Origin of the sequence: Bradyrhizobium sp. B039, assembly GCF_038965675.1 — a bacterium.
Classification (GTDB): Bacteria; Pseudomonadota; Alphaproteobacteria; order Rhizobiales; family Xanthobacteraceae; genus Bradyrhizobium; species Bradyrhizobium diazoefficiens.
In genome coordinates this window covers 5996131-6019827 of the sequence record NZ_CP152416.1, presented here as the reverse complement: position 1 = coordinate 6019827, position 23697 = coordinate 5996131, and the positions used below count along the sequence as shown (strand labels likewise).

The 23697-nt window shown below is 64.0% G+C and carries 28 protein-coding genes; 14 read left to right on the top strand and 14 right to left on the bottom strand.

What is annotated here, in order from left to right; translation table 11 throughout:
- Together trxC and AAFG50_RS28725 are read right to left on the bottom strand one after the other, a co-directional pair.
- Positions 1-444 carry a thioredoxin TrxC gene (gene trxC / locus AAFG50_RS28730; RefSeq protein WP_011088519.1) on the bottom strand — a complete coding sequence of 148 codons (444 nt, stop codon included), beginning with the start codon at positions 442-444 and terminating at the stop codon, positions 1-3.
- Positions 441-1727, bottom strand: coding sequence for an FAD/NAD(P)-binding oxidoreductase (locus AAFG50_RS28725; protein ID WP_028173325.1), 1287 nt, complete (start codon positions 1725-1727; stop codon positions 441-443). Before AAFG50_RS28725 ends, trxC begins: the two co-directional genes overlap by 4 nt.
- 117 nt (positions 1728-1844) lie before the next feature.
- Between AAFG50_RS28725 and AAFG50_RS28720 the strand changes: the two genes are divergently transcribed.
- From AAFG50_RS28720 to AAFG50_RS28705, 4 genes are all read left to right on the top strand, one after another.
- Complete coding sequence (locus AAFG50_RS28720; protein WP_231166536.1) at positions 1845-2144, top strand: metalloregulator ArsR/SmtB family transcription factor; 300 nt, start codon at positions 1845-1847, stop codon at positions 2142-2144.
- Between the two features lie 127 nt (positions 2145-2271).
- Positions 2272-3261: an efflux RND transporter periplasmic adaptor subunit gene (locus AAFG50_RS28715; protein ID WP_028173327.1), complete on the top strand. Its 990-nt coding sequence runs from the start codon at positions 2272-2274 to the stop codon at positions 3259-3261.
- Positions 3258-6482, top strand: a complete 3225-nt coding sequence (locus AAFG50_RS28710; RefSeq protein WP_028173328.1) for an efflux RND transporter permease subunit — start codon at positions 3258-3260, stop codon at positions 6480-6482. Before AAFG50_RS28715 ends, AAFG50_RS28710 begins: the two co-directional genes overlap by 4 nt.
- A gap of 10 nt (positions 6483-6492) precedes the next feature.
- A complete protein-coding gene (locus tag AAFG50_RS28705; RefSeq protein WP_011088514.1) occupies positions 6493-6849 on the top strand; it encodes a carboxymuconolactone decarboxylase family protein in 357 nt (118 codons plus the stop codon).
- A 79-nt stretch (positions 6850-6928) separates the two neighbouring features.
- Here AAFG50_RS28705 and AAFG50_RS28700 read toward each other — a convergent pair whose 3' ends face one another.
- On the bottom strand, positions 6929-7261 hold the full coding sequence (locus AAFG50_RS28700; protein WP_039185571.1) for a hypothetical protein: 333 nt from the start codon (positions 7259-7261) through the stop codon (positions 6929-6931).
- Between the two features lie 385 nt (positions 7262-7646).
- Positions 7647-8051 carry a hypothetical protein gene (locus AAFG50_RS28695; RefSeq protein WP_028173330.1) on the bottom strand — a complete coding sequence of 135 codons (405 nt, stop codon included), beginning with the start codon at positions 8049-8051 and terminating at the stop codon, positions 7647-7649.
- A 154-nt stretch (positions 8052-8205) separates the two neighbouring features.
- Between AAFG50_RS28695 and AAFG50_RS28690 the strand changes: the two genes are divergently transcribed.
- Together AAFG50_RS28690 and AAFG50_RS28685 are read left to right on the top strand one after the other, a co-directional pair.
- Positions 8206-8439: a hypothetical protein gene (locus tag AAFG50_RS28690; protein WP_028173331.1), complete on the top strand. Its 234-nt coding sequence runs from the start codon at positions 8206-8208 to the stop codon at positions 8437-8439.
- 170 nt (positions 8440-8609) lie between these two features.
- Complete coding sequence (locus AAFG50_RS28685) at positions 8610-8837, top strand: hypothetical protein (RefSeq protein WP_028173332.1); 228 nt, start codon at positions 8610-8612, stop codon at positions 8835-8837.
- Between the two features lie 57 nt (positions 8838-8894).
- On the opposite strand, the gene AAFG50_RS28680 is transcribed toward AAFG50_RS28685, so the two are convergent.
- A complete protein-coding gene (locus AAFG50_RS28680) occupies positions 8895-9137 on the bottom strand; it encodes a PilZ domain-containing protein (RefSeq protein WP_027548601.1) in 243 nt (80 codons plus the stop codon).
- Positions 9138-9321: 184 nt separating this feature from the next.
- On the opposite strand from AAFG50_RS28680, the gene AAFG50_RS28675 reads away from it, so the two are divergent.
- A complete protein-coding gene (locus AAFG50_RS28675) occupies positions 9322-9615 on the top strand; it encodes an HdeA family protein (RefSeq protein WP_028173333.1) in 294 nt (97 codons plus the stop codon).
- 120 nt (positions 9616-9735) lie between these two features.
- On the opposite strand, the gene AAFG50_RS28670 is transcribed toward AAFG50_RS28675, so the two are convergent.
- On the bottom strand, positions 9736-10200 hold the full coding sequence (locus tag AAFG50_RS28670; RefSeq protein ID WP_028173334.1) for a PaaI family thioesterase: 465 nt from the start codon (positions 10198-10200) through the stop codon (positions 9736-9738).
- 355 nt (positions 10201-10555) lie between these two features.
- Between AAFG50_RS28670 and AAFG50_RS28665 the strand changes: the two genes are divergently transcribed.
- Positions 10556-10855, top strand: a complete 300-nt coding sequence (locus AAFG50_RS28665) for a hypothetical protein (RefSeq protein WP_028173335.1) — start codon at positions 10556-10558, stop codon at positions 10853-10855.
- Between the two features lie 101 nt (positions 10856-10956).
- Positions 10957-11211 (top strand): hypothetical protein, encoded by a 255-nt coding sequence (locus AAFG50_RS28660; protein ID WP_028173336.1) that lies wholly within the window; start codon positions 10957-10959, stop codon positions 11209-11211.
- On the opposite strand, the gene AAFG50_RS28655 is transcribed toward AAFG50_RS28660, so the two are convergent.
- A complete protein-coding gene (locus tag AAFG50_RS28655; RefSeq protein ID WP_049832478.1) occupies positions 11180-11455 on the bottom strand; it encodes a hypothetical protein in 276 nt (91 codons plus the stop codon). The two genes, AAFG50_RS28660 and AAFG50_RS28655, sit on opposite strands and share 32 nt — an antisense overlap.
- A gap of 142 nt (positions 11456-11597) precedes the next feature.
- Positions 11598-11786 carry a hypothetical protein gene (locus tag AAFG50_RS28650; RefSeq protein ID WP_028173337.1) on the bottom strand — a complete coding sequence of 63 codons (189 nt, stop codon included), beginning with the start codon at positions 11784-11786 and terminating at the stop codon, positions 11598-11600.
- 520 nt (positions 11787-12306) lie between these two features.
- On the opposite strand from AAFG50_RS28650, the gene AAFG50_RS28645 reads away from it, so the two are divergent.
- Positions 12307-12558: a hypothetical protein gene (locus AAFG50_RS28645; RefSeq protein WP_162185873.1), complete on the top strand. Its 252-nt coding sequence runs from the start codon at positions 12307-12309 to the stop codon at positions 12556-12558.
- Between the two features lie 101 nt (positions 12559-12659).
- A complete protein-coding gene (locus tag AAFG50_RS28640) occupies positions 12660-12899 on the top strand; it encodes a DUF2798 domain-containing protein (RefSeq protein WP_028173338.1) in 240 nt (79 codons plus the stop codon).
- 752 nt (positions 12900-13651) lie between these two features.
- Here AAFG50_RS28640 and AAFG50_RS28635 read toward each other — a convergent pair.
- The gene (locus AAFG50_RS28635; protein WP_053815136.1) at positions 13652-13819 is read right to left on the bottom strand and encodes a hypothetical protein; all 168 of its coding nucleotides are present in this window, start codon (positions 13817-13819) and stop codon (positions 13652-13654) included.
- Positions 13820-14149: 330 nt separating this feature from the next.
- On the opposite strand from AAFG50_RS28635, the gene AAFG50_RS28630 reads away from it, so the two are divergent.
- Positions 14150-14383 (top strand): hypothetical protein, encoded by a 234-nt coding sequence (locus AAFG50_RS28630; RefSeq protein WP_028173339.1) that lies wholly within the window; start codon positions 14150-14152, stop codon positions 14381-14383.
- Positions 14384-14394: 11 nt separating this feature from the next.
- On the opposite strand, the gene AAFG50_RS28625 is transcribed toward AAFG50_RS28630, so the two are convergent.
- Together AAFG50_RS28625 and AAFG50_RS28620 are read right to left on the bottom strand one after the other, a co-directional pair.
- Positions 14395-14637 carry a hypothetical protein gene (locus AAFG50_RS28625; RefSeq protein ID WP_028173340.1) on the bottom strand — a complete coding sequence of 81 codons (243 nt, stop codon included), beginning with the start codon at positions 14635-14637 and terminating at the stop codon, positions 14395-14397.
- A 1493-nt stretch (positions 14638-16130) separates the two neighbouring features.
- Positions 16131-16337, bottom strand: a complete 207-nt coding sequence (locus AAFG50_RS28620; protein ID WP_074076773.1) for a hypothetical protein — start codon at positions 16335-16337, stop codon at positions 16131-16133.
- Positions 16338-16736: 399 nt separating this feature from the next.
- On the opposite strand from AAFG50_RS28620, the gene recA reads away from it, so the two are divergent.
- Positions 16737-17825: a recombinase RecA gene (gene recA / locus AAFG50_RS28615; protein WP_011088499.1), complete on the top strand. Its 1089-nt coding sequence runs from the start codon at positions 16737-16739 to the stop codon at positions 17823-17825.
- 104 nt (positions 17826-17929) lie between these two features.
- Positions 17930-18925: a hypothetical protein gene (locus tag AAFG50_RS28610; RefSeq protein ID WP_039185560.1), complete on the top strand. Its 996-nt coding sequence runs from the start codon at positions 17930-17932 to the stop codon at positions 18923-18925.
- Between the two features lie 138 nt (positions 18926-19063).
- On the opposite strand, the gene gcvP is transcribed toward AAFG50_RS28610, so the two are convergent.
- The 3 genes from gcvP to gcvT form a co-directional block, all read right to left on the bottom strand.
- Complete coding sequence (gcvP, locus tag AAFG50_RS28605; RefSeq protein ID WP_028173344.1) at positions 19064-21928, bottom strand: aminomethyl-transferring glycine dehydrogenase; 2865 nt, start codon at positions 21926-21928, stop codon at positions 19064-19066.
- A 162-nt stretch (positions 21929-22090) separates the two neighbouring features.
- Positions 22091-22459: a glycine cleavage system protein GcvH gene (gene gcvH / locus AAFG50_RS28600; protein WP_028173345.1), complete on the bottom strand. Its 369-nt coding sequence runs from the start codon at positions 22457-22459 to the stop codon at positions 22091-22093.
- 11 nt (positions 22460-22470) lie between these two features.
- Positions 22471-23616, bottom strand: coding sequence for a glycine cleavage system aminomethyltransferase GcvT (gene gcvT, locus AAFG50_RS28595; RefSeq protein WP_028173346.1), 1146 nt, complete (start codon positions 23614-23616; stop codon positions 22471-22473).
- Positions 23617-23697: the final 81 nt, after the last annotated feature.

The window sequence follows — 23697 nt, the reverse complement described above, 5'->3', positions numbered from 1 at the left end:
TTACGAACGGGTCAGGCTGGCTTGGGTCCAAGCCACAATGCTGCGTGCATCCATCGCGCCGGCGTGGCGGGCGATCTCGCGGCCGCCGCGCATCAGCAGCAAGGTCGGGATGCCGGTGATGTTGAGGCGCGACGACAACGCAGGAGCGTTGTCCGAATTGAGCTTCAACAGCCGGATCTGCGGCTCCAGTTGCTGCGCGGCGCGTTCGAACATCGGCGCCATGGCGCGGCATGGCCCGCACCAGGGCGCCCAGACGTCGACCAGAACGGGAATGTCGCTGTTGACGACATGACGTCCAAAGGCTTCCTCGTCCACCTCGATGGGATGGCCGGTAAACATCGGCTGGTGGCAGGCGCCGCAGCGCGCGCCTTCCGGCGTACGCTCGGCTGGCAGGCGGTTGGTCCGCCCGCAATGCCCACAGACGATCTGGCGTGTCTCGCTCATGTGCCCGTCCGGACCTCCTTGATCTTGGCGATGTTCAGCTTGTCGAGCAGGAAGCGTTCATAGAACGGTTCGCTCTCGCCGCGTCGCATCTTGCGGAGGAAATACTTCTCGAAGGCGACCTTGGCGTAGTGCACCCACTCGCCCTTGGACGACCAGTTGACATTACGCGGCGGAATCTGCGGTTGCGCCAGGAAGGCGACGCCGGAATCGCCGAAATCGGCAAGGCAGATCGCATTCCAGGTCGGCTGGGCGCTCGGCTCCTTGCCCCGGAGCAGGGCGCCGATATTCAGCGCGGTCGCGGTCACCATGGATTCGATCATGAAGCCGGTTTTCGGCACGCCTACCGACACCGGCGTTGCACCGACCGGCGCGATTGCCACGCAGACGCCGACGGCAAAGACATTTGGGAAGGCGGGGTTGCGCTGGTGCTTGTCGACTATCACGAAGCCGCGCGGGTTGGTCAGCTTGTCGATGCCGCGAACCGCCTCGACGCCGCGGAACGCGGGCAACATCATGGAATATGCAAAGGGCAGCTCGTGTGTCTTGTACACCGCGCCGCCCTCGCCGAGCTCTTCGACGACCATCTTGCCCGCCTCGACGCCCTTGACGCGTGCGTTGGTAATCCACTTGACGTGCTTCTCGCGCATCTCGCCTTCGAGAAGGCCCTTGGTGTCGCCGACGCCGTCCAGGCCGAGGTGGCCGACATAGGGCTCCGAGGTGACGAACGTCATGGGGACTTGATCGCGTAGCTTGCGCCGGCGCAACTCGGTTTCCAGGATGAACAGGAATTCGTACGCCGGGCCGAAGCAGGAGGCCCCTTGGACCGCGCCGATCACGACCGGGCCGGGACGGGCTGCGAGCTTTTCGAATGCGTCCTTGGCGTGCGAGGCGTGATCGACGTGGCAGATTGATTGCGTGTGGCCTTGCGGGCCCAGGCCGGGAATCTCGTCGAAGGCAAGCTCGGGCCCCGTCGCGACGACCAGATAGTCGTAGTTGATCGACGTGCCATCGCTGAGTTCGACGCGGTTCTCGGTCGGGTGCAGGCGCTTGGCGCCCTGCGTCAGTAGCCGCACGCCCTTGCGCTTCATGATGTCAACGAGATCGATCTCGATCTCATCGCGCTTTCGCCAGCCGACCGCGACCCAGGGGTTCGATGGGACGAAATGATAGATAGCGCCCTGCGAGATCACGCTCAGACGATCGTCCTTTCCGAGCTGGGGCAGCAATTCATAGGCCATCAGCGTCCCGCTAAGACCGGCTCCAATTACGACAACTTCCGCCATGGGTTACCTCCGCTGGATAAGCGGCTCCGCCAGTTGGGCCTGGCTGTTCTGCCGCGACGCTTGACAAGATATTCATAAATTCGTATATACGCAAGTATGAAAATAGATAGCGAAACCATGGAGCGGGCGGCCGACCAGGCGAGCGACCTGTTGAAGGCGCTTTCCAACCGCCACCGGCTTCTCATCATCTGCCAGCTCATCGAGGGTGAGCGCTCGGTCGGCGAACTCGCCGAGTTCCTGAGCCTGCGAGATTCCACGGTCTCTCAGCATCTTGCGCTCCTCCGCAAGGATGGCCTTGTGTCCTCACGTCGCGACGCGCAGACGATTTTCTATTCGATCGCGAGCGAGCCGGCCCGCGAGATCCTGAAGACGCTCTATCAGGTGTTTTGTGCACCCAAGTCCGCAAGGTCGAAGTGAAATCTACGAGCGCTCAAGTTGCGGCGCGTTGAGCAAGATCAACGCGCGACCCCGATAAAGCTGAACGAAATCACACAAGGACACCGCGCCGCGGTGCAATGGTTCCATGATTGCCCGGACACGCCCCATGCGACTCCTAGGATTGTTGGCGGTTCTTGCGGCCACCGCCCTGCAGACCGGTCTCGCCGCTGCGGAAGCGTTCACCGTGACACAGCACCCCGTCGCAGACGAAAAGGCCGTGTTTGCAACGGTGGAGAGTGTCAGCGTGGTGCCCGCGCGCGGACGTATCGGCGGAATTGTGGTCCAGCTCAATGTCAGGGAAGGGGATCCTGTTACTGCCGGCCAGGCGATCGCGATCATTGGTGACGAGAAGCTGGCCCTTCAGATGAAGGCCCTCGATGCGCAGATCGAGGCGCTCCAGGCTCAAGCCAATCAGGCGCAGATCGATTTCTCGCGGATCGAAGGCCTTGTCGAACGCGGCACCCTCCCGCGCGTCAAGCTTGACGAGGCGAGGACCGCGCTGAACGTCGCCGAGAACGGGCTGCGCGCGAAGACCGCCGAGCGCGCCGTGATCGCGCAGCAGCTCAGCGAGGGTCAGGTGCTGGCGCCTTCCGGTGGCCGGGTGTTGAGAAAGCTCGTGACTGTCGGCTCTGTGGTGATGTCCGGCGACGCGATCGTCACCGTCGCGCAGCAGCACTTCAAGTTGCGGTTGCGGGTGCCGGAGCGGCACGCGCGTCTGCTCAAAGCCGGCGACAGGATTCGGGTCGACGGCGCCGAGCTTGGCGAGGATGCGTCCAAATGGGGCGTCATCGATCTCGTCTATCCGCAGATCGAGGAAGGTCGTGTCATTGCAGACGCCAGCGTCGACGGTCTCGGCGAATACTTCGTCGGGGATCGGCTGCGGGTGTGGATCTCCGGCGGCCTGCGGCAGGCATTCGTCATTCCGGCAGGCTACGTGACGACCCGGTTCGGGATCGACTACGTGCGGCTTCAGAAGGCGGGCGGGGTTGTCGACGTGCCGGTGCAGCGCGGTCGCGAGCTGCCGACGCCCGCGCTTCCCGATGGGCTTGAGATCCTGTCCGGCATCCGTGCCGGCGACCAATTGGTGCGGCCGTGAATCTCGGACTCTCGGGCCGGCTTACCAAGGCGACGATCGCCTCGCCGTTGACACCGTTGTTCCTGCTCGCGGCGCTCGTGGTCGGCCTCATCGCCGTAGTGGTGATCCCGCGTGAGGAAGAGCCGCAAATCAGCGTGCCAATGGTCGATATCCGCGTCAATGCCGATGGCTTGCGCGGTCCCGACGCAGTTGAACTCGTCACGAAGCCGCTGGAAGCGATCGTCAAGGGCATCGACGGCGTCGAGCATGTCTACAGCCAGACCGAGGACGACCGCGTGATGGTCACCGCGCGGTTCCTGGTCGGAACGAAGTCGGAGGATGCGATCCTCCGCGTCCATGAGAAGATCCGCGCCAATATCGATCGCATCCCAGTCGGCATCCCCGAACCGCTGATCGTCGGTCGTGGCATCAATGATGTCGCGGTGACGGTATTGACACTGGCGCCGAAGCCAGAGGCGGCCGGGCGCTGGACGGACAAGGACCTGTTCGAGCTCGCCGACAAGCTGCGCTCGGAGCTCATAAAGATCGACAGCATCGGACTGACCTACATCTCTGGCGGCGCGGCGCAGCAGATCAGGGTCGAGCCAGATCCGGAAAAATTGTCGCTGTTCGGCGTCACGCTGCAGCAGCTCGTAGCCAAGGTGAAGGACGCCAATCGCTCGTTCCTGGCTGGCCAGGTCCGCGATGCCGGCGTCGTGCGCAATGTCGCGGCCGGCCAGACGCTCGCGGGCATTCCCGACATTGGATTGCTCTTGATCTCGACGCGCGACGGTCGGCCGGTCTATGTCAAGGACGTCGCTTCCGTCATCATCGGACCAAATACGGCCGAGCATCGGGTCTGGAACGACGCGCGCGACGAGAAGGGGCAGTGGACGCGTGTACCCGCGGTCAGCCTGGCGCTCGCCAAGCGCGCCGGCGCCAATGCAGTCGTGGTCTCGGCCGACATCGGCCGGCGCCTCGAGGGATTGAAGGGGCGCCTCATTCCCGACGACGTTCAGGTAACGGTGACGCGCGACTATGGCGAGACTGCCAACGAGAAGGCCAACGAACTCCTATTCCACCTTGGGCTCGCCACGGTCTCGATCGTAGTGCTGATTGCGATCGCGATCGGATGGCGCGAGGCGGTTGTGACCTTCGTCGTCATTCCTACGACCATCCTGCTCACGATGTTCGCGGCCAATCTGATGGGTTACACCATCAACCGGGTCAGTCTGTTCGCGCTGATCTTCTCGATCGGCATCCTGGTCGATGACGCCATCGTCGTGGTTGAGAATATCGCGAGGCATTGGGGCATGCGCGACGGCCGGCCGAGATTGCAGGCGACGATCGAGGCGGTGGCGGAGGTCGGCAACCCGACTATCGTTGCCACGCTCACGGTGGTCGCTGCGCTGTTGCCGATGCTGTTCGTCTCTGGATTGATGGGCCCTTACATGGCGCCGATCCCGGCGAATGCCTCGGCGGCGATGCTGCTCTCCTTCTTTGTAGCGATGGTCGTAGCACCCTGGCTCATGCTCAAGCTGGCGCCGAAAACTGAGGCTGCAGGGATCGAGGCCGGCCACCAGGAAGGGCGGCTGGGGCGGCTCTATCGGCGCTTTGCCACTCCCATCGTTCGGAGTAAGCGCGCCGCCTGGATCTTCCTGCTCGGCGTCGGCATCGCGACTCTGCTGTCAATGATGCTGTTCGCGACCAAGTCGGTCACGGTGAAGCTGCTGCCGTTCGACAACAAGTCGGAAATCGCCGTTGTGGTCGACCTTCCGGAAGGGGCGAGCCTGGAGGCGACCGAGCGCACGCTGTTCGGCGCGGCGGAGATCGCGCGGCAATTGCCGGAGGCCACCTCGCTACAATCCTATGCCGGCACGCCGGCGCCGTTCAATTTCAACGGCCTGGTGCGGCACTATTATCTGCGCGAAAAGCCAGAGATGGGCGAGCTGCAGGTCAACCTGGCTGCCCGCGGCGAGCGCCATCGGGCAAGCCATGACATCGCTCTGGAGCTGCGGCAGAGGCTGAAGGCGCTTGACATCCCGAAGGGCACCAGCATCAAGGTGGTCGAAGTGCCGCCCGGGCCGCCGGTGCTGGCGACGCTGTTGGCCGAAATCTACGGTCCCGACGCCGCGACGCGCCGCGCTGTGACGGCCGAGCTGAAGAAGGTCTTTGCCGAGGTCCCCTTCATCGTCGATGTGGACGATTCCATCGGCGAGAAGCGGCCGCGGCTGCGGCTGTCGATCGACCAGGACCGGCTCGAGTTTTTCGGCGTCGAGCAGCGCGATGTCTATGACACGATCCAGGCATTGTTCGGCGGCATCTCGATCGGCTACTCGCATCGTGGCGAGGATCGCAACCCGATCGAGATCGCGGTGCATCTCGGCAAGCGCCACTTGGTCTGGGACGAGGCACTGGCCTCGACACCGGTGCCGGCCAACACGCTGCCCGGCAGCAAGACGGTCGTCGAGCTGGGCCAGGTCGTGAAGGCGACCATGGAGGAGGGCTCGCCGACGATCTTCCGCCGCGACGGGCGCTTCGCCGACATGGTGATGGCTGAGCTTGCCGGGCGTTTTGAAGCGCCACTCTACGGCATGCTGGCTGTTGCGGATCGCGTGGATGCGCATGATTGGAGCAATCTGCCGAAGCCTGCGATCAGCCTGCACGGTCAGCCGACCGATGAATCCCGTCCCACTTTGCTGTGGGACGGCGAATGGGAGATCACATGGGTGACGTTCCGCGATATGGGTGCCGCCTTCGGTGCAGCCATTCTCGGCATTTACGTGCTGGTCGTCGCTCAGTTCAAGAGCTTCCGCCTGCCGCTCGTGATCCTGACGCCGATCCCGCTGACGCTGATCGGCATCCTGGTGGGACATTGGCTGCTGGGCGCGCCGTTCACGGCCACCTCGATGATCGGCTTCATCGCGCTTGCCGGCATCATCGTGCGCAACTCGATTCTGCTTGTCGATTTCATCCGGCACAGTGGCGGGGAAGGCAAGTCGCTTCGTGAGGTCGTGCTTGAAGCCGGCGCCGTTCGTTTCAAGCCGATCTTGCTGACCGCACTTGCCGCCATGATCGGCGCCGCGACCATCCTGCTCGATCCGATCTTCCAGGGATTGGCGATCTCGCTTCTCTTCGGGCTCGGGTCCTCGACGCTGCTCACCGTGCTCGTCATCCCTGCGATCTACGTCGCCCTGCGCACGCCGCACAAGGCGGCTTCCACGACGACTAAATCCAGCTAGCGAGGATTTGATGGACAAGAACTACGTTGATATCACCCGGAATATCTCCGCCAATCTGCGCAAGCTGCGGAGTGACATTCCCGACACCATGAAGGGATTTGCCGCGCTGGCCCAGGCCGCGACGCGTGACGGCGCGCTGGACAAGAAGACCAAGGAGCTGATGGCGCTGGCGCTCGGCGTCGCCGCGCATTGCGACGGCTGCATCGGCTTTCACACCGAGGCCCTCGTCAAGCTCGGTGCAACGCGCGAGGAGATCGAGGAGACGCTCGGCATGGCGGTCTATATGGGCGGCGGGCCGTCGCTGATGTACGCCGCCGATGCGATCGCAGCCTACGAGCAATTTCAGCAGCAATCGGTTGCCGCCTGACGCCTGTGACCGGATGCAATCATATGTGATGGGACCGGGCGAGTTGCCTCGTCCGGTCCCATCCGTCTTGGTTCTACTTTTACCAGCGGTCGCCGCCGACGCCGACGCCCACGCTGACGCCGGGAGCGCGAATGCCGACGCCGCCTCGCGGGCCGTCGTCCCAGTCGCGATAGGTGCGGCGCTCATAATAGCGCTCACGCGGCATCGTGGCATAGGAGTCGCGCACGATCACGCGCGCGCCGCCGCGGGTGCGATAGCAATTGCCGGCGTCATCGCAGACGAGCCGGACTTCCTGGATGAGATCGGGGTTGACGTATTCGCTGGTCGTGTAGATGTCGGCAGCCTTCGCGCCGCTCGCCGCAGCGAGGGCCGCGACGCCCGCCAGCAGTGCAATCGAAAATGTCCGCATCATATCCTCCTCCGAAACTGCCCACTGCGGTAACAAGAATGGGAGGCGGCGATCGTTCCGGCCCAAATGCAGGATTTTCCCGGAACTGGATTTGGCACGTCGGCAATGTTCCCGGGGGCGAAACCCATCAATCCGGCGAATCATCATGATTGCTTGGAGCCGTTTGCCGATTTCCTTTCTGGGGGAGGCTGAAGCGCTACCGGATGCCGACGGCCGCCATGATCGTCCAAGCCTGCCTTAACGGCGCACGTCCAAATGACATTCACCCTCAACTGCCGGTATCGCGATTGCTCTTCATGATGCAGCTTGAGCGAGCGGAAACGCCGATCTGGTCTCGGATGCCCTCAAGGTATTCCGCCTTACACAGAGCTGACGGCGCCGCTTGTTCCTAGATCGGCTCGTAGGTCTCGGTCCCGCAGATGTCGTCGGCTTCCGCGCGCCGGCGATCGACGACCTTTCCACCAGTGATGGTCACGATGTAGGTCTGGGCGCCGAGCGCGGAGCCGGTTGCGGAGGTGAGCTGCGCGCGGACGCAGGCCGTCCAGCCGGGTCCTCGCACCTCACGATGCGGCGGGGCGACGTGCACTTCGCGCGGATAGGACGTGTTGACGAAGACGACATCGATCTGCTCGCGCACCACGCGCTTGACGTCGGGGGGCGGCTCGGGCGGTGGCTGCTCGGTTTCCTTCATGCGCATGAACTCGGGCACCGGCGCGCGGCTGTCGGCAAAGCCGCAGGCACCGAGCGCGAGCGCGCCGGCCAGCAGCGCCGCATGAGCAATGATCCGCAACATCCGTGAAGGTCCCCCCCGCGGGCCAAGAGATAGGCACGAATGCGATCTGGCAAAATCCCGGCCGATCAAGATTTGCTGAAGGCCTGGAACCCCCGGCATTTGCTATTACGGGATTGCGGGCTAGTTTGTATCCCAGACGAGGGGGATTGCACCGATGAGGATTTTGGTCATAGCGGCGGCGGTGCTGGCGCTGACGGTTGCCTCGGCGCAGGCGCAGATGGGTGGCGGCAGACGCCAGCCGAACGAAGGCGCCCAGAAGACGGACAACAAGCCCAAGGTCGACGAGAAGGCCTACAAGGCTGCGCTTGAGCGCATTCCGGAGCCCAAGGAGAAGTACGATCCGTGGAGCGGAGCCCGTCCGCCTGAACCTGCCAAGAAGCCCAAATGAGCGCGATGGGCACTGGCGACACGCCTGTGCCGTTTGACCGCTCGCATCGCGCTGTTCTTGTCGTCGTCGCGGCCGGGCAACGCGTGAGAAGCGTCGGGGTGGCGATGGGGCGACAAGCGCCCGAACGATAGCGGGTACGCCTCGATACTGGCGACAGTCGGCGCGACGCCGTGATCCGGCCGACCAGGCAGGGTCTTGTCGTCGTGCTCGACCGCGACACCTGCGGGCCGATCTGGCCGGTCGAGAGCGAGATGGTCGCAGTCGATCTGACGGCCGGCAGGATCCTCCGGCGCTCGGCGTCACCGATGATCTCGAACATCCCAGTGCAAGAGTTTGCGGCATCGTCGGCGATCGCACGCGCGATGGCGGGCCTGCGCCTTGCGCCGCTGCCATCGTAGCAGGCACTCATAACCGCATTGTGGATGCGATACGAACAGTCGTTCACATCGTGCGCGCTATTGCACGAAAGCGAGACCGACGCGCCTGTCGCTGCGCCATACGGGGCGGCAAGTCCGCACGAAATTGTCGCGCGCGATCGAGAGTGTGAACGATTGCGGCAATGTGACGGGGGTCTCGAGGTCGATCGCCACGCCGCCCGCGGACATGTTTCGCACGGTGCACGCGATGCCGTTGTTTTCAAAGGTGATCGTTCCACCCTTGAAAACACGGTAACGTTGGGCTGCACGTTTCTCGGTCATCTGCGTTAATCCACAATGATGATTGTGAAGTAGTGCATAGAAATTACGTTGAACTAAACTCAATACTGGCGCTATTTGCACAGCGCTTCAGACTTCGTTTACGACGTTGAAGCGGTCAGTCACGTCCCGCCGACTTTCCTCACAAGCCTTTCCTTTGTGGCCTTACGCGCCGATGGAGATTCCGATGAAGACCATGCTTTCGATCCTGTTCGCCGCAGCGCTCTCGCTGTCGTCGATGCCCGCCCACGCCGTCAAGTGGGACCTCTCGACGATGACCTGCAAGCAGTTCCTCGAGAGCGGCGAAGACAACATCGCGGTCGTGCTGACCTGGATGGACGGCTGGTACAAGGGCGACGAGGACAACGCGATCATCGACACCGAGGTGTTCATCGAGAACGCCAAGAAGTTCGGTGCCTATTGCGGAAAGAATCCGACCGTCAGCGTCGTCACCGCGGCCGACGAGATCCTCGGCAAGTAACTCTTGAAGCGGACTGAAGTGCGGACGCAATCGCGCTTCGGCCTCTCGCTTCGATGCGAACGTGATGGAGAGCCGCGATGCGCCTTGCGTTCACGCGGCTCTCTTCATTTTTCGTGGGGCTCATCCCGGCAACATCGCGAACGCGCTCGACACCATCGCCACCGGCTTGTTGTCGGCGGCCGAGAGCAGCGTGACGCGGCCAAAGCTCATGGTGCGCCCGAGCCGCACCACGCGGGCGTCTGCGAGCACGTCCGACGAGGTGGCGGCGCGCATGAAATGCGTGGTCTGGTCGACCGTCGTCATCGGACGGTAGCCGCGATTGGCGGCGAGGATTGCGATCACCATCGCGGTGTCGGCGAGGGCCATCAGCGCCTGGCCACAGACCACGCCGCCGTTCCGGCACAGCCGCTCCGAAAACGCCATCCGGAGCAGCGCGCCCGGCTGCCAGTCCGTCACATCCGCGGGCTGCGCGTGCTCGATACGCTCGACCGAGAGGTTGAGATCCTGGACCCAGGGTGCAAAGACCTCGCCGAGGATGCGTCTGGCCTCGGTGATGCCGAACTCGGCTTCTGGCTGCGATGGCATTGCTGTCGTGTCCTCCATTGTTGCCGGATGTTTCGGCCATTCTGCGCGGATCGGCGCGGCAAAGTCACCCGGTCTGATGCCGGTCCGGTCGGCTTGAAAATGCCCGACTTCGCCCGATATGATGCCTTGGTTGGGTACGGGTGGGTTATGTTGCGTCGGTATGTCCTCGTCTTTTGTCTGATTGCGCTTGGTCTGGCGCTGAACGGGTGCACCAGGTGCGGCCCGATCTGGGACGACTGGCTGCACGCGCCGAAATCGTGCCGATCGTAGCGGTTCCTGCGGCCCCTCAGCGGCCGCACTGGGATGACAAGGCACGGGCGATCCGCGCCTCCATGAATGGTCTAAGGAGTCAAAGATGAAGCTTTTCCGTATGGCGGCGGTGCTGCTGGCCGTGCTGGCGGGACCGGCCTACGCGCAAATGCCCAATCTCAATTTGTTGCAGGAGGGCCCGGGCAAGACCCCGGAGGAGAAGGCCGCGGAAGCCGAGCGTGACAAGGCCTACAAGGAAACGCTGAAGAAGATTCCGGACGCCAAGGCGTCCAACGACCCCTGGGGCGGCATGCGCTCCGATCCGCCGAAGCAGGCTGCGCCGAAGGCGTCCGCCGCAACCACCGGCGCGCCGAAGAAGACCAAGACCGGCACGGCCGCCAACTGAAGCTGGCGGCCGGAGGCGGCATGCGCCTTTCGGCCGGGACTCCTCATCGTCCGGCCCGCTCCCTACATTATTGGCAGGTGTTGCGTAGAGGAGGACAGGTCATGGCCGATCGTCCGCGAGATCTCGCCGAGCGGATGGCGCGCCGGCGCAGGATCGGCGGCAAGCCGGGCGAGCGCACCGGCGACGGCTATCTGCGCGAGACTTTCAAGCTGCCGCGCGCGGCGGCGCGGGCGAGGGCGCAGGCCTTCTTCGCCCGCTACCCCAAGGCCGGCTATATGAGCGCGGTCGAGACCTGGCGCGAGCTGCCCGGCGGCGACATCGAATTCACCATGCGGCGGCTGCCCAGCGCCGATTGAGGTCCGCGTCTAGTCGAGCGTCTCGGCCGACGATGCGGATGCGGAACACCGGCTCCTTGGCCTCGTCCAGGAGCTCCATGTGCCATTCGGAGTTTTCCTGGAGCTTGCGGGCGATGCCAGCGGCCATGTCGGCGCAGGCGCTGGTCATCTCCTTCCAGGCCAAATCGCGATCGGCAAATTCCGACGCCTGGTCCGCACAGCCGGAATAGCGGCCGTTTCGGATTCGAAAGAAATAGAGCGGCATGGCTGGCCCGATCGCGTGACGGCCCCGCCCCCAAGGCCGTGGCGCGCAGTGCAATCCCAAACCACAGGCAGATCAATTCCGGGCGGCTACGGGATGCGCCGGGGCGCCGCCGATCTGGTGCGTCCGGTTCAGGCCGTGTTGTTCAGGCCGTCTTGCGCCCGATGGCCTTCAGTTCCCGATTGATCCGCAGCTGCACCCGCCGGATCGCCAGCTGGTCGATCTTGGTCTCGGTCTTGCCGGTCTTGACCTGCTCGCCGATTCGGAACTGCCATTGCCAGATTCCAGGAATGGCCGTCTTGGCGACGGTGAACTCGATGCCCCTGTGATTCATGGTTACCTCCCCACGATTCACCTTCGATCACTCTAACATGGTGAGCGTGATTATATTCCCGGGACAAGCAAAATCCGCTGTTAAGCCTTGGACAGTTCACGGAAATTTCGAAAGCGCGCGCGCTCCGAAGCAAACGAAATCGCATTCCGAAAGATGCCAGCCCGCCAAGCGGTGCAAGTCCATCGCCCGCTGCGCTGATGCAGCTGTGCGCGGCTCAGGAACTCTGTTCATGGTCGGAGAACCACGGGGCCATTCGATGGTCATCGGTTAACGATCGGTTGCTCCAGGACTCAGCGCCGGGAATCTTCGCGTCGATGGCCGCAGGCGACATGCCAGGTTGAACGCGGGAGTGGCGAGACATCCTGCGCTCCATCGCAGATGTGAGGAACCGCAACTGTGCGGGCGCGGCTATTCGAAGCGAGCATGTGCGCTTGAAGCATTTCCACTTTTGCGTGCCGGGCACCTATGCTGTGCTGACATCGAAGCACGGCACGAGCACGCCGTCAGCGAAGAGGACCGCGTGAACTGGCTGAGGCGTCTTGCGTTACGTTGGGGTGTACGGAAGTTCTCGCTGGTCTGTCCGCATTGCCGGCATCCGGCGTCGTCCCCGACATTCAGGCGCGGCCGCTTCATGCTCGGTGACGAGACGCTCGTCTGCGAAGAGTGCGGCGAGGCCAGCCTCGTCACCTTCTGGCGCTTCGAAGGATTGTCGTGCTGCTCCGATCGCACCGAGCCGATGCGGGGCGCGCCGCTGTCCAACGCGCGGCACTGACTGACGATCCCGATCGAACGGGAAGAGTCCAGGCCCGCCGCGATGCGGGCCCCGGCATGTGCCTTGCTTGGCCTCGTGACGGCAAGCAACATGGGCGCGTCATGCTCGGCATTCCCCGCCGCTACAGTCATTTCGTCTTCGGTGTCCTCCAGTCCGGACTGACCTCGCTGATCGCGGCGGGGATCGCCAGCCTGCCCGCTGACGGCGCGATGCTGTTCGCCCGGCACTGGATGGTGTCATGGCTGATTGCATGGGCCGCGATGCTGCCCGTGGTGCTGCTGGCGGCGCCCGCGATCCGCGCCTTCTCGCTGCGGCTGACGCGGGAGGAGAGGGGTTCGTGAACCGGCCGGCATGAAAAAAACCCGCCCGGGGAGAGCCAGGCGGGTCAGAGGTTATTGGAGGCTGAGGTGCTGGGCTGCAACACCATAAGCCGGACGACCCTAGCTGGCTGAGCTTACGACAGCCTGACAAGTCCGCGAATCGAATCCTGGCCGGCGCCCACCCATGCCCGCAAACAGAAAACCCCGCTCGGGGGTGAGCGGGGTCGTCGGTTGGGTATGGAGGCCCGGTGTTGGTCCACCGGGCGGGACGACATTAGGCGATCAGGCTTACGGGTGCCTGACGGCGGCATCGAGGCCCGCGCGGGAGAGAGCCGCAGACTGGCCCCGCACCGGTCCCAATTTGGTCACCCGATCGCAACACTCGAGCCACAGCCGCAGGCGAGATTCCGCAAGGTCCGGTGCTGCCATGGGGGAAACGTGGCACGCCGGCAACGGGGTGGCATCATGGATAACGTAGAGCGGTCGTTCGCCGCCGCGACGGCGATTGGCTTCGTCGTGCTGGTGATCGGCATCGGGCTGCTGGCGCTGATGTAGGTCCGGCCGGCATGCGCGGGTAGGGAGATGGCAGCGGGGCAAGGCCGGCATGCGCCGGCGGCTGGCACTGTCTTTCAAGAAATTGGAAAACAACCCCATGCACAGTAGGCGGGCTGGGGATTTCGCTGTTCGATCAATGATTTAGAAGTAGTATCTAGGTACCTTTCGCGCGCAATCGGCCGTGAGGCGGGCATGGCCGACGCGTGATGCCGGGCTCGCTAATGAACCTTGATCACGTCCAGGGGCAGGTGGAGCTCGGCGGCACGCTCCTGGCGATCCCTCTTGCGGAACTCGTTTTCCTTCCGCTCGAACTTGACCATCTCCTCATGCGCCGCCTCGAGCAGATGATTGCGCCTGGTTGCATCCTGGTGCGCGTTTTCCGTCATGACCGAGATCCCCACTGTTGCGGTCCAATCCAGAGAAGCCGCAGACCGCGAAAAGGTTCGATGCCGCAAGATTGCGGAAGCATGACGGCGCCCTGCTCATGCGTCTTTGATGCACGTCAGCTTGAGTCGAAAAAGGACGCTCTTGCTTCAGCTCCGGGCTGGTGCAGTACGATGAGATCGCGAACGGATTGCGCTGGCTGCCTCGCTCGCCCATTTCGAAAAGGCCGCCTTGAGGGAGCGCGGCGACGAAGCGGCAGAACCAAATTAGGCCCGTGTGAAACTTGGAAGGCCGCCAACCGAGGGAGCCTTCAAGATGGAGTCGATCTTCCAATGGCGTACTGGGTGAAGCGCATTTGTCTCAAGAGCGGAGAACTGGTGACGGAGCGCGAGCTTCGGGTCGACGAAAATCTGTTCCAGGGCGAGGCACCCGTCGTTGGCGACACGATCAAGGTCATGTGCCGCGGCCGTTCATTCGACGCGAGGGTTATCTGGGGCAACTGGCCGGGCCGCAATGAAGGCAGGCCGTTGGACGTGGTCGTTCCTCTTCGGGTTGAAGAGATCTGACCGAAGCGGTCTCACTGCCACCGGGTGATATCGAAGACGAACCTGACCTGCATCACAGGGCCATGCGTGTCCCTGACTTCAATCGACATCCTGTGACTTTGCGCGCCTTTGAAGTTTTGCACGGAGTCCCACGAGAGGCCGGCGAGCGCGCGGGCGGCTTCTTCCTGCACCGCGAGCAGGTCTCGCAATTCTACACCTTCTTCGTCGGGAACAATCTCGTCCCCGTCGCGCAGGTCGAAGTAATAGATGGCCATCGCAGGCGCTCTCCAGAATGCAGGCGGGAGCGCGCATCTCTCTCAGTCACCGGCGCCTACGGCAGAGCCCCCGGCCGGTGATGGGGGACAATGAGTTGGCGGCCAGTTGGTTGCAGCCTTCAATCCGGCGGTTGCAGTCCGGGCGATCTCAGCCACTCGCTGATGTGAGCGCCGATCTCGGCTTGCCGGGCTTTGCGGATTGTACGCTCACGCTCGATGCCTGGTGGAAGCGATCTGGCTTCCGCATGGAGTCGTTGCGCTTGTTCGGCAAGGCGCTCTTCAAGGGACGTGGTGTGCTTGACATGGCGTCGCTGCATGGCGCTGCTCCTTTCCGGAGGAGACGGGAGCGCTGGTGGCGTTCTCATCACCGATCAAAGCCAGGGGGCGCGCGGTGACGGCACAGTCTGACATGTCCGCTGCCGGACACATGGTCAATCTTGACCACCTCGGGAAAAGTCAACGAAAGCAAATCAGCCTCCGCGATCTTCAAACCGGCCGCTGAGGCCGGCCACTGCCACGGCCTTAATTCGAGGCGAGAGGCTTGGACGGTTCCTTGCCGCTCCTGCCAGCACCAAAATCCGGGTGCTGTCCAATTGGGACACCCGCAATACCGAATTGGGACACCCGAGGGATGCCCCTTTTGAGCAGTCACGACTTCCCGCTAACGGGCATAGGCTGAATTGGCCCACCGGACGGATCCAGCCCCAGTCCGGAGAGCAGGCGGCCCCACCGCGCATCCAGCGAGGCGGGGCCGCTGCATGTGGGGCACTCGCTTGCAAATCCTGACTAAGCCGATTGCCCCATCGCCCGGGGATGGCGCCCTGGTGCATGTTGATGCGCCTGGGCCGGCGGTAGCCTTGGCTGGCCCAGTACCTTGGCCCCAGCTCCCCGTTCCCCTTGAGTTGGGGCCTTTTGCTGTCCGCAAATAAAAACGCCGCCCGCTCAAATATGGCGCGGGCGGCGGCTTTCCAGCCCCAGGGGGGATGATGCAAAACCCCGGTAATCCTTCGTCTGCACACGCCATGCCAAGGTTCATTGTGCCGGAGCAGGACACCCGCGGAGGGGGAATCAGGACCCAGTTCGGTTTAATGCCGATCGAACTCCAGAAGGACCCCAACGTCATTCAGCCCGGGACACTGGGAATTAGCGAAGGAGCCGCCGACAAACAGGACTACTGGCCGCCAACTGAGGCGGCCTTTATTTATTTTTTTCCAGGGATCTGAGCAAAACCGAACATGCAGGATCGCCGAAGCGGTTCATGCTGAGGTCACGACCGCAAAAGCGAAAAAGCTCACCCATGAAGAGTTCGCCTCTTTGCTCGCGGTCGGTCATGCGGCTGCAAATAGCGCTGCGCCTGCGATCCCTGCCAAACATCGCGCCCGATTGATCGCGCTAGGCTACATGGTCTTTCTTCAGGGCAGGCTGCGAATGACCACGCCGGGACGAATCCGGATCTATGCCGGGCAACTCGATACCTGAGGCGTGCTTTGCGCCTACGCTGGCTTTGGCGGTTGAAGCCCCGGCGATGTGAGCCACTCGCTCATGTGCGAGCCGATCTCGGCTTGGCGGGCTTTGCGCAGGAGGTCCTCTCGTTGAGGACCATGGGGGAGGGCTTTGGCCCGTTCGCGGAGACGTTTCGCTTCTTCGGAAAGTCGCTCCTCAAGAGGGACGGTTTGCGTGAAACGACGGCGCTGCCTCATGACACAACCTCGTCTTGGTCTTTACGGGTCCTAACCGCAGGGTTTGAGTTCTTGCGAGCTTAATATGCAGTCAGCCTGCCTTCTGTTCCAAAGTGAACGTTTCAGGGTGTTCTTCTGGTGGCCAGGGTGTTCTTCTGGCGGAACGCCCCGGCCCTTATACGCTACACCCATAACGAGTTAATCCTAAACGCGCATGAACAGGTTGTGTCCGATCAAGAACAAATTAGGACATTTCCGAATTCAGCTTAGGACACTGGGGGTTAAATACGGACAGTACCGAAGTCCGCAAAAGAACATATTGCGAACCAGGAACAAATAGGGTACATTGCTTTTATCGCCGGCCCGCCTCGCCAATCGTTTGTCCCCCTAGCGAATCCTCGCCATAAGGAGCACGACCCAATGTCCGCAACTGCCCTGCGTATCGTCGAAGGATCTTCCATGGACAAGAGTAAAGCTCTGGCCGCCGCGCTCTCCCAGATCGAGCGCCAGTTCGGCAAGGGCTCGGTGATGAAGCTCGGCAAGAACGATCGGTCGATGGATGTCGAGGCGGTGTCCTCCGGTTCCCTCGGGCTCGACATTGCGCTCGGCATCGGCGGCCTGCCGAAGGGGCGCGTCGTGGAAATCTACGGGCCGGAATCCTCGGGCAAGACCACGCTGGCGCTGCACACGGTGGCGGAAGCGCAGAAGAAGGGCGGCATCTGTGCCTTCATCGACGCCGAGCACGCGCTCGACCCGGTCTATGCGCGCAAGCTGGGCGTCAACATCGACGAGCTGCTGATTTCGCAGCCGGACACCGGCGAGCAGGCGCTGGAAATCTGCGACACGCTGGTGCGCTCGGGTGCGGTGGACGTTCTGGTGGTCGATTCGGTCGCGGCGCTGGTGCCGAAGGCCGAACTCGAGGGCGAGATGGGCGATGCGCTGCCGGGTCTCCAGGCCCGCCTGATGAGCCAGGCGCTGCGCAAGCTGACGGCCTCCATCAACAAGTCCCACACCATGGTGATCTTCATCAACCAGATCCGCATGAAGATCGGTGTGATGTATGGCTCACCGGAGACCACCACCGGCGGAAACGCGCTGAAGTTCTACGCCTCCGTCCGCCTCGACATCCGCCGCATCGGCGCGATCAAGGAGCGCGACGAAGTGGTCGGCAACACCACGCGCGTCAAGGTGGTGAAGAACAAGCTGGCGCCGCCCTTCAAGCAGGTCGAGTTCGACATCATGTACGGCGAGGGCGTTTCCAAGATGGGCGAGATCCTCGATCTCGGCGTCAAGGCCGGCATCGTCGAAAAGTCCGGCGCCTGGTTCTCCTATGACAGCCAGCGCCTCGGCCAGGGCCGCGAGAACTCGAAGGCGTTTTTGAAGGCCAACCCCGACATCACCGCCAAGATCGAGACCGCGATCCGCCAGAACTCGGGCCTGATCGCCGAGCAGATCCTGGCCGGCACCCCCGAGCGTGACGCCGACGGCGAGGAGCCGGCGGACGAGTAAGTCTTAACGCGGAGAGTTTTTCGCGAGGAGCGGGCACTGAGGACGTTGAGTTGCCGACGTCTTCGGGGCCCGTTTCGTTTTGTGTGGGGGCGGGCGCATCGACGATGAAGCGTATGATCCTGACCAGTTCGTCCGGCGTCGGTCTCACCTACGCGGACCGCGCCGACATGGTTGTCCCGCTCATCTTTCGGTTCGTGTCAGGACCGCTGCCGACGTCGCACCACCTCGATAACTACCTCAAAGGGGGCTCTTTCAGAGGCGAGCCGGACGTGCGGTGGTCCGATCTTGTTGTCCAATCGCCCCAGACCGGTCGTGCGCACCGAGAACTCGGACTGGTCTGGTTCTGCGAGACCTGCGGTGTCGAGCTCATCGAGCTGTGGTTTGATCCCAGCCCGAACAATCAATTGCAGTTGGTCTGGATCCTCGACTATCTCCGCGCCGAACCCTACATGGTCGAGCGTCTGCGATTGCGGCTGGTCGATTTCGATTTGCTCGGAGCAGACGTCGCGGGGCTCCGCGAGCGTACCGTGCGGGCGCTCGATGTGACGGAGCGCGACTTCGAGGTTGCCCGCATGGCCTGGGAGGCCTACCGCGCGCCAACGCCTGAGCTCTGTCTCGGGCTCCTGAGCAGGGATTTCCCCAGGCTACCTTTCCTGAAGCCGGCGATGGAAGCATTGCTGGCAGAACTGCCGTCACCAATCACCGGATTGGGCGCGACGGAAGCGCAGCTTCTCGAACTGATTGCAAGGGGACACAACCGTACCAGGGAGCTGTTTCAGCCGGGCGGCCTGCTCGAAACACGTGTGTACGACCAGTGGGAGCTCGGCCCTTTGCTCGAAGGGCTCGCGTCCGGTCCGATGCCGGCGGTCGCGGGTCTCGAGTCGAAACTCGCAACCCTCGCCCCGCACGATGCGCGAGGTCGCAACGCCGCCTATCGGCGGAGCCGGCTGTTGCTGACGGAGTTCGGCAAAGCGGTGCTTGCGGGCCGGGACGATTTCCGCAGCCACAATCCGATCCGGCGCTGGTGGGGCGGCACGCTTCTGACCAACGAACGGCTCTGGCGCTGGGACGCGCAAAGTCGTTCGCTGGTGGCGCCTTGAGCTAGGTTGCAGGATGGGTAGAGTGCAGAGCCGTAAGGTGGGCAAAGGCGCGCGAGAGCCGTGCCCACCATATCTCAACGTGCACAAATGTGGTGGGCACGCTCTGCTTTGCCCACCCTACGAAACTTCCGTCGCGTCTTACTCCGCCGCTTCCGCGTAGTCGCTCACCGGCGGGCACGAGCACACCAAATTGCGGTCGCCATAGACGTTGTCGACGCGTCCGACCGGGCTCCAGTATTTGTCGGTGCGCGAGACGCCGTCGGGGAAGCAGCCCTCGGCACGGCTATAGGCGCGGGCCCACGCATCGTCGGCGATGTCGTGCACGGTGTGCGGGGCGTGGCGCAAGGGCGAGGCCTCGATCTTGAAGCGGCCGGCCTCGACCTCGGCGATCTCCTTCCGGATCGCGATCATGGCGTCGCAGAAGCGGTCCAGCTCCGCCTTCGATTCCGATTCGGTCGGCTCGATCATCAGCGTGCCCGGCACCGGGAAGCTCATGGTCGGCGCGTGGAAGCCGTAATCGATCAGCCGTTTGGCGATGTCGTCCACGGTGACGCCGCTGGTCGTCTTCAGCGCACGCGGATCGACGATGCACTCATGCGCGACGCGGCCCTTCGCGTTCTTGTAGAGCACGGGGAAATGCGCATCGAGCCGTGCGGCGATGTAGTTGGCGTTGAGGATCGCGATCTCGGTGGCGCGCTTCAGGCCTTCGCCGCCCATCATCAGGATGTAGATGTAGGAGATGGTCAGGATCGAGGCCGAGCCGAACGGCGCAGCCGAGACCGGGCCGACCGGTGCGTCGCCTCGCGTCGCCGGATGGCCCGGCAGGAACGGGGCGAGATGCGCCTTCACGCCGATCGGGCCCATGCCCGGGCCGCCGCCGCCATGCGGGATGCAGAAGGTCTTGTGCAGATTGAGGTGGCTGACGTCGGCGCCGTAATCGCCGGGCCGGGACAGGCCGACCTGCGCGTTGAGGTTGGCGCCGTCCAGATAGACCTGGCCGCCATGGCCGTGGACGATGTCGCAGATCTCGCGGATATGCTCCTCGAACACGCCGTGGGTCGAGGGATAGGTGATCATGACCGCGGCGAGGTCATTCGCGTGCTTGTCGGCCTTGGCGCGGAGATCGTTGACGTCGACGTCGCCGTTCTTCTCGCAGGCAACCACCACCACGTCCATGCCGACCATCGCGGCCGAGGCCGGGTTGGTGCCGTGGGCGGAGGAGGGGATCAGGCAGATCTTCCGGTGGCTCTCGCCGCGCGCGGCGTGATAGCCGCGGATGGCCAGAAGGCCGGCGTACTCGCCTTGCGCGCCGGAATTCGGCTGCAGCGAGATCGCGTCATAGCCGGTGATGTCGCACAGCCACTTCTCCAGCCGCGCGAACAGCGCGTGATAGCCCTTGGCCTGCTCGCGCGGGGCGAACGGGTGCAGGCTGCCGAATTCCGGCCAGGTCAGCGGCATCATCTCGGTGGTCGCGTTCAGCTTCATCGTGCAGGAGCCGAGCGGGATCATGGCGCGGTCGAGCGCGAGGTCGCGGTCGCTGAGCTTGCGCATGTAGCGCAGCATCTCGGTCTCCGAGCGATGCGCGTGGAACACCGGGTGGGTGAGGAACGCGGTCGTGCGCTTCAGCGCCTCCGGCAGCGCCTCGCGCGTGGTCGCGTCCAACTCGGCGTAAGCGAGCTGGCCGCCGAAGGCGCGCCAGACCGCCTCGACGGTCGCCGGCGTGGTGGTCTCGTCGAGCGCGATGCGCAGCGCGGTTTCACCGACGCCGAGATTGATCTTCTCGGCCGCCGCGCGCGCGACGATCTCGGCGCGTTTGGCGCCGGCATCGACGCTGAGTGTGTCGAAGAAGGTTTCCGATTGCGGCGCAAAGCCGAGCTTGCGCAGGCCCGCGGCGAGCACGGCGGCGCGGCGATGCACCTGGCGTGCGATCTGCGAAAGCCCCTCGGGGCCGTGATAGACCGCATACATCGCGGCGATCACGGCGAGCAGCACCTGCGCGGTGCAGATGTTGGAGGTCGCCTTCTCGCGGCGGATGTGCTGCTCGCGGGTCTGCAGCGCGAGGCGGTAGGCCGGCATCCCGCGCGAATCCACGGAGAGGCCGACGATGCGGCCGGGCAGCGAGCGCTTCAGCGCATCGCGCACCGCCATGTAGGCCGCGTGCGGTCCGCCATAGCCCATCGGCACGCCGAAGCGCTGCGCCGAACCGATGGCGATGTCGGCGCCGAGCTCGCCGGGCGAGGCGAGCAGTGTCAGGGCCAGCAGGTCGGCGGCAACGATCGCAAGTGCGCCCTTGGCCTTCAACGCCGCGATCGCGGGCCTGAGGTCGCGCAACGCGCCCGATGAGCCCGGATATTGCAGCAGCGCGCCGAGCACGTCGGCCTTGTCGAGATCGGTGAGGGGATCGCCGACGATCAAATTCCAACCCAGTGGCTCGGCGCGGGTGCGCATCACCGCCAGCGTCTGCGGATGCACGTCCTTGTCGACGAAGAAGGCCTTTGCTTCGACCCGCGAGTGCCGCTCCGCCAGCGCCATCGCCTCGGCGGCCGCGGTGGCCTCGTCGAGCAGCGAGGCGTTGGCGACGTCGAGCCCGGTGAGGTCGCAGATCATGGTCTGGAAGTTGAACAGCGCCTCCAGCCGGCCCTGGCTGATCTCGGGCTGGTAGGGGGTGTAGGCCGTGTACCAGGCCGGATTCTCCAGGATGTTGCGCTGGATCACCGCGGGCAGGATCGTGCCCGAATAGCCTTGGCCGATCAGCGAGGTGAAGACCTGGTTTTGGGCAGCGAGCTCGCCCATATGCGCGATCGCCTCGGTCTCGCTGAGCGGCTTGCCGAGATCGAGCGGGGCGGCCTGCCGGATCGAGGCCGGCAGCGTCTCCGCCATCAGCGCGTCGACGCTTTTGGCGCCGACGGTCTCTAGCATCGCGGCGACGTCGCGCGCCGACGGGCCGATGTGGCGGCGAGCGAAATTGGTGGTGTCGCCGTTGGATTTGCGGTGCGCGGTCATCATGGGTCCTCGCTTTAGATTTCGCTGTCGCCGTCATGCCCCGCGAAGGCGGGGCATCCAGTAAACGCAGCCATCACGGCTAGAACCGAGAAGCCGCGGCGTACTGGATCGTCCGCCGTCGCGGACGATGACACCGAATGTGAGGTCAGAGTTCGCTTCATCTCACGCCGTGTGTACCTTGTAGGCGGCTTCATCCATGAGGCCGCCGAGTTCGCTCTTGTCGGCAATCTTGATCTTGAAGAACCAGGCCTTGCCTTGCGCATCCGAGTTCACCAGCGCCGGCTCGGCGGCGAGCGCATCGTTGGTCTCGAGCACCTCGCCCGTCACAGGCGCGTAGACGTCGGAGGCGGCCTTCACGGACTCCACCACGGCGGCGGCTTCCGCCTTCTTCAGCGCGCGGCCGAGCTTGGGCAGCTCGATGAACACGACGTCGCCGAGCTGCGACTGCGCGTAGTCGGTGATCCCGACGGTGGCGACATCGCCCTCGATGGCGAGCCATTCATGGTCGGAGGTGTACAGCGTCGTGGTCATTTCTGAAGTCCTCAGCGTTTGTAGGTGTTTTTCACGAAGGGCATGGCGGCGACCGTCATTGGCAGCCGCTGGCCGCGCACCTCGGCGAACAGGCTTGTGCCGAGCGCGCTCGATGCGGTGGGCACGTAGCCCATCGCGACCGGCGCGTTCAGGCTCGGGCCGAAACCGCCCGATGTGACTTGTCCGATCGGCTCGGCGGATGCGCTATCAGCAAACAGCAGCGCGCCCTCGCGCACCGGCGCGCGGCCTTGCGCGCGCAGGCCGACGCGGCGGCGGGCCGCACCCTGGTCGATATGAGCGAGAATCTTCTCGGCGCCGGGGAAACCACCCGCGCGCGCGCCGCCGCTGCGGCGGCTCTTCTGTACCGACCATTCCAGCGCGGCCTCGACCGGCGTGGTGGCGGTGTCGATGTCGTGGCCGTAGAGGCAGAGCCCGGCCTCCAGCCGCAGGCTGTCGCGGGCGCCGAGCCCGATCGGCATCACGTCGGGGTTTTCCAGCAGCGTTTTCGCCAGACGCTCAGCGTCCGCAGCGGGAACCGAAATCTCGAACCCGTCTTCGCCGGTGTAGCCGGAGCGCGAGACGAAGCACTTGATGCCGGCGACCTCATGCGGACCGGCGTCCATGAACTTCATGGACGGCGCCTTTGCACAGAATTTCGCCAGCACCGCTTCCGCCTTCGGACCCTGCAGCGCGATCAGCGCGCGGTCGGCCAGCGAATCGATGACGCAGTCGTCCGAGAGATGCGCGCGCAGATGCGCCTCGTCCTCTGCCTTGCAGGCGGCGTTGACGACCAGGAACAGGTGGTCGCCGAAATTGGCGACCATCAGGTCGTCGAGAATGCCGCCATCGGCATTGGTGAACTGGGCGTAGCGCTGCCGGCCCGGTGCAATCGCGACGATATCCTGCGGCACCAGCCGTTCCAGCGCGCGGGCGGCGTCCTCGACCTTGCCGGATTTCGGCAGCAAGCGGAGCTGGCCCATGTGGGAGACGTCGAACAGGCCGGCCTGGCTGCGGGTATGGAGGTGTTCCTTCAGCACGCCAGCGGGGTACTGCACGGGCATGTCATAGCCCGCGAACGGCACCATCTTGCCCCCGAGGGACACATGAAGGTCGTAGAGGGGCGTACGTTTCAGGGAGTCTTGGTCGTGAGCTAGCATCACAGGGGCCCTCGGCGGTTCCCCGGGGACGATTCCCCGAGCCAACCAGTCGAAGCCCCATCTGTCGCTGTGCCTGAGAGT

Excerpts from the sequence above, each read along its gene's own strand:
- gcvH (WP_028173345.1), bottom strand. The coding sequence starts at position 22,459 with ATGACCACGACGCTGTACACCTCCGACCATGAATGGCTCGCCATCGAG.
- AAFG50_RS28715 (WP_028173327.1), top strand. The coding sequence starts at position 2,272 with ATGCGACTCCTAGGATTGTTGGCGGTTCTTGCGGCCACCGCCCTGCAG.
- AAFG50_RS28650 (WP_028173337.1), bottom strand. The coding sequence starts at position 11,786 with ATGAATCACAGGGGCATCGAGTTCACCGTCGCCAAGACGGCCATTCCT.
- recA (WP_011088499.1), top strand. The coding sequence starts at position 16,737 with ATGTCCGCAACTGCCCTGCGTATCGTCGAAGGATCTTCCATGGACAAG.
- AAFG50_RS28625 (WP_028173340.1), bottom strand. The coding sequence starts at position 14,637 with ATGGCCATCTATTACTTCGACCTGCGCGACGGGGACGAGATTGTTCCC.
- AAFG50_RS28660 (WP_028173336.1), top strand. The coding sequence starts at position 10,957 with ATGGCCGATCGTCCGCGAGATCTCGCCGAGCGGATGGCGCGCCGGCGC.
- trxC (WP_011088519.1), bottom strand. The coding sequence starts at position 444 with ATGAGCGAGACACGCCAGATCGTCTGTGGGCATTGCGGGCGGACCAAC.
- AAFG50_RS28700 (WP_039185571.1), bottom strand. The coding sequence starts at position 7,261 with ATGATGCGGACATTTTCGATTGCACTGCTGGCGGGCGTCGCGGCCCTC.
- gcvT (WP_028173346.1), bottom strand. The coding sequence starts at position 23,616 with ATGCTAGCTCACGACCAAGACTCCCTGAAACGTACGCCCCTCTACGAC.
- AAFG50_RS28720 (WP_231166536.1), top strand. The coding sequence starts at position 1,845 with ATGGAGCGGGCGGCCGACCAGGCGAGCGACCTGTTGAAGGCGCTTTCC.
- AAFG50_RS28620 (WP_074076773.1), bottom strand. The coding sequence starts at position 16,337 with ATGAGGCAGCGCCGTCGTTTCACGCAAACCGTCCCTCTTGAGGAGCGA.
- AAFG50_RS28630 (WP_028173339.1), top strand. The coding sequence starts at position 14,150 with ATGGCGTACTGGGTGAAGCGCATTTGTCTCAAGAGCGGAGAACTGGTG.
- AAFG50_RS28670 (WP_028173334.1), bottom strand. The coding sequence starts at position 10,200 with ATGCCATCGCAGCCAGAAGCCGAGTTCGGCATCACCGAGGCCAGACGC.
- AAFG50_RS28725 (WP_028173325.1), bottom strand. The coding sequence starts at position 1,727 with ATGGCGGAAGTTGTCGTAATTGGAGCCGGTCTTAGCGGGACGCTGATG.
- AAFG50_RS28610 (WP_039185560.1), top strand. The coding sequence starts at position 17,930 with ATGAAGCGTATGATCCTGACCAGTTCGTCCGGCGTCGGTCTCACCTAC.
- AAFG50_RS28675 (WP_028173333.1), top strand. The coding sequence starts at position 9,322 with ATGAAGACCATGCTTTCGATCCTGTTCGCCGCAGCGCTCTCGCTGTCG.
- gcvP (WP_028173344.1), bottom strand. The coding sequence starts at position 21,928 with ATGACCGCGCACCGCAAATCCAACGGCGACACCACCAATTTCGCTCGC.
- AAFG50_RS28680 (WP_027548601.1), bottom strand. The coding sequence starts at position 9,137 with ATGACCGAGAAACGTGCAGCCCAACGTTACCGTGTTTTCAAGGGTGGA.
- AAFG50_RS28665 (WP_028173335.1), top strand. The coding sequence starts at position 10,556 with ATGAAGCTTTTCCGTATGGCGGCGGTGCTGCTGGCCGTGCTGGCGGGA.
- AAFG50_RS28655 (WP_049832478.1), bottom strand. The coding sequence starts at position 11,455 with ATGCCGCTCTATTTCTTTCGAATCCGAAACGGCCGCTATTCCGGCTGT.
- AAFG50_RS28690 (WP_028173331.1), top strand. The coding sequence starts at position 8,206 with ATGAGGATTTTGGTCATAGCGGCGGCGGTGCTGGCGCTGACGGTTGCC.
- AAFG50_RS28695 (WP_028173330.1), bottom strand. The coding sequence starts at position 8,051 with ATGTTGCGGATCATTGCTCATGCGGCGCTGCTGGCCGGCGCGCTCGCG.
- AAFG50_RS28635 (WP_053815136.1), bottom strand. The coding sequence starts at position 13,819 with ATGACGGAAAACGCGCACCAGGATGCAACCAGGCGCAATCATCTGCTC.
- AAFG50_RS28640 (WP_028173338.1), top strand. The coding sequence starts at position 12,660 with ATGCTCGGCATTCCCCGCCGCTACAGTCATTTCGTCTTCGGTGTCCTC.
- AAFG50_RS28705 (WP_011088514.1), top strand. The coding sequence starts at position 6,493 with ATGGACAAGAACTACGTTGATATCACCCGGAATATCTCCGCCAATCTG.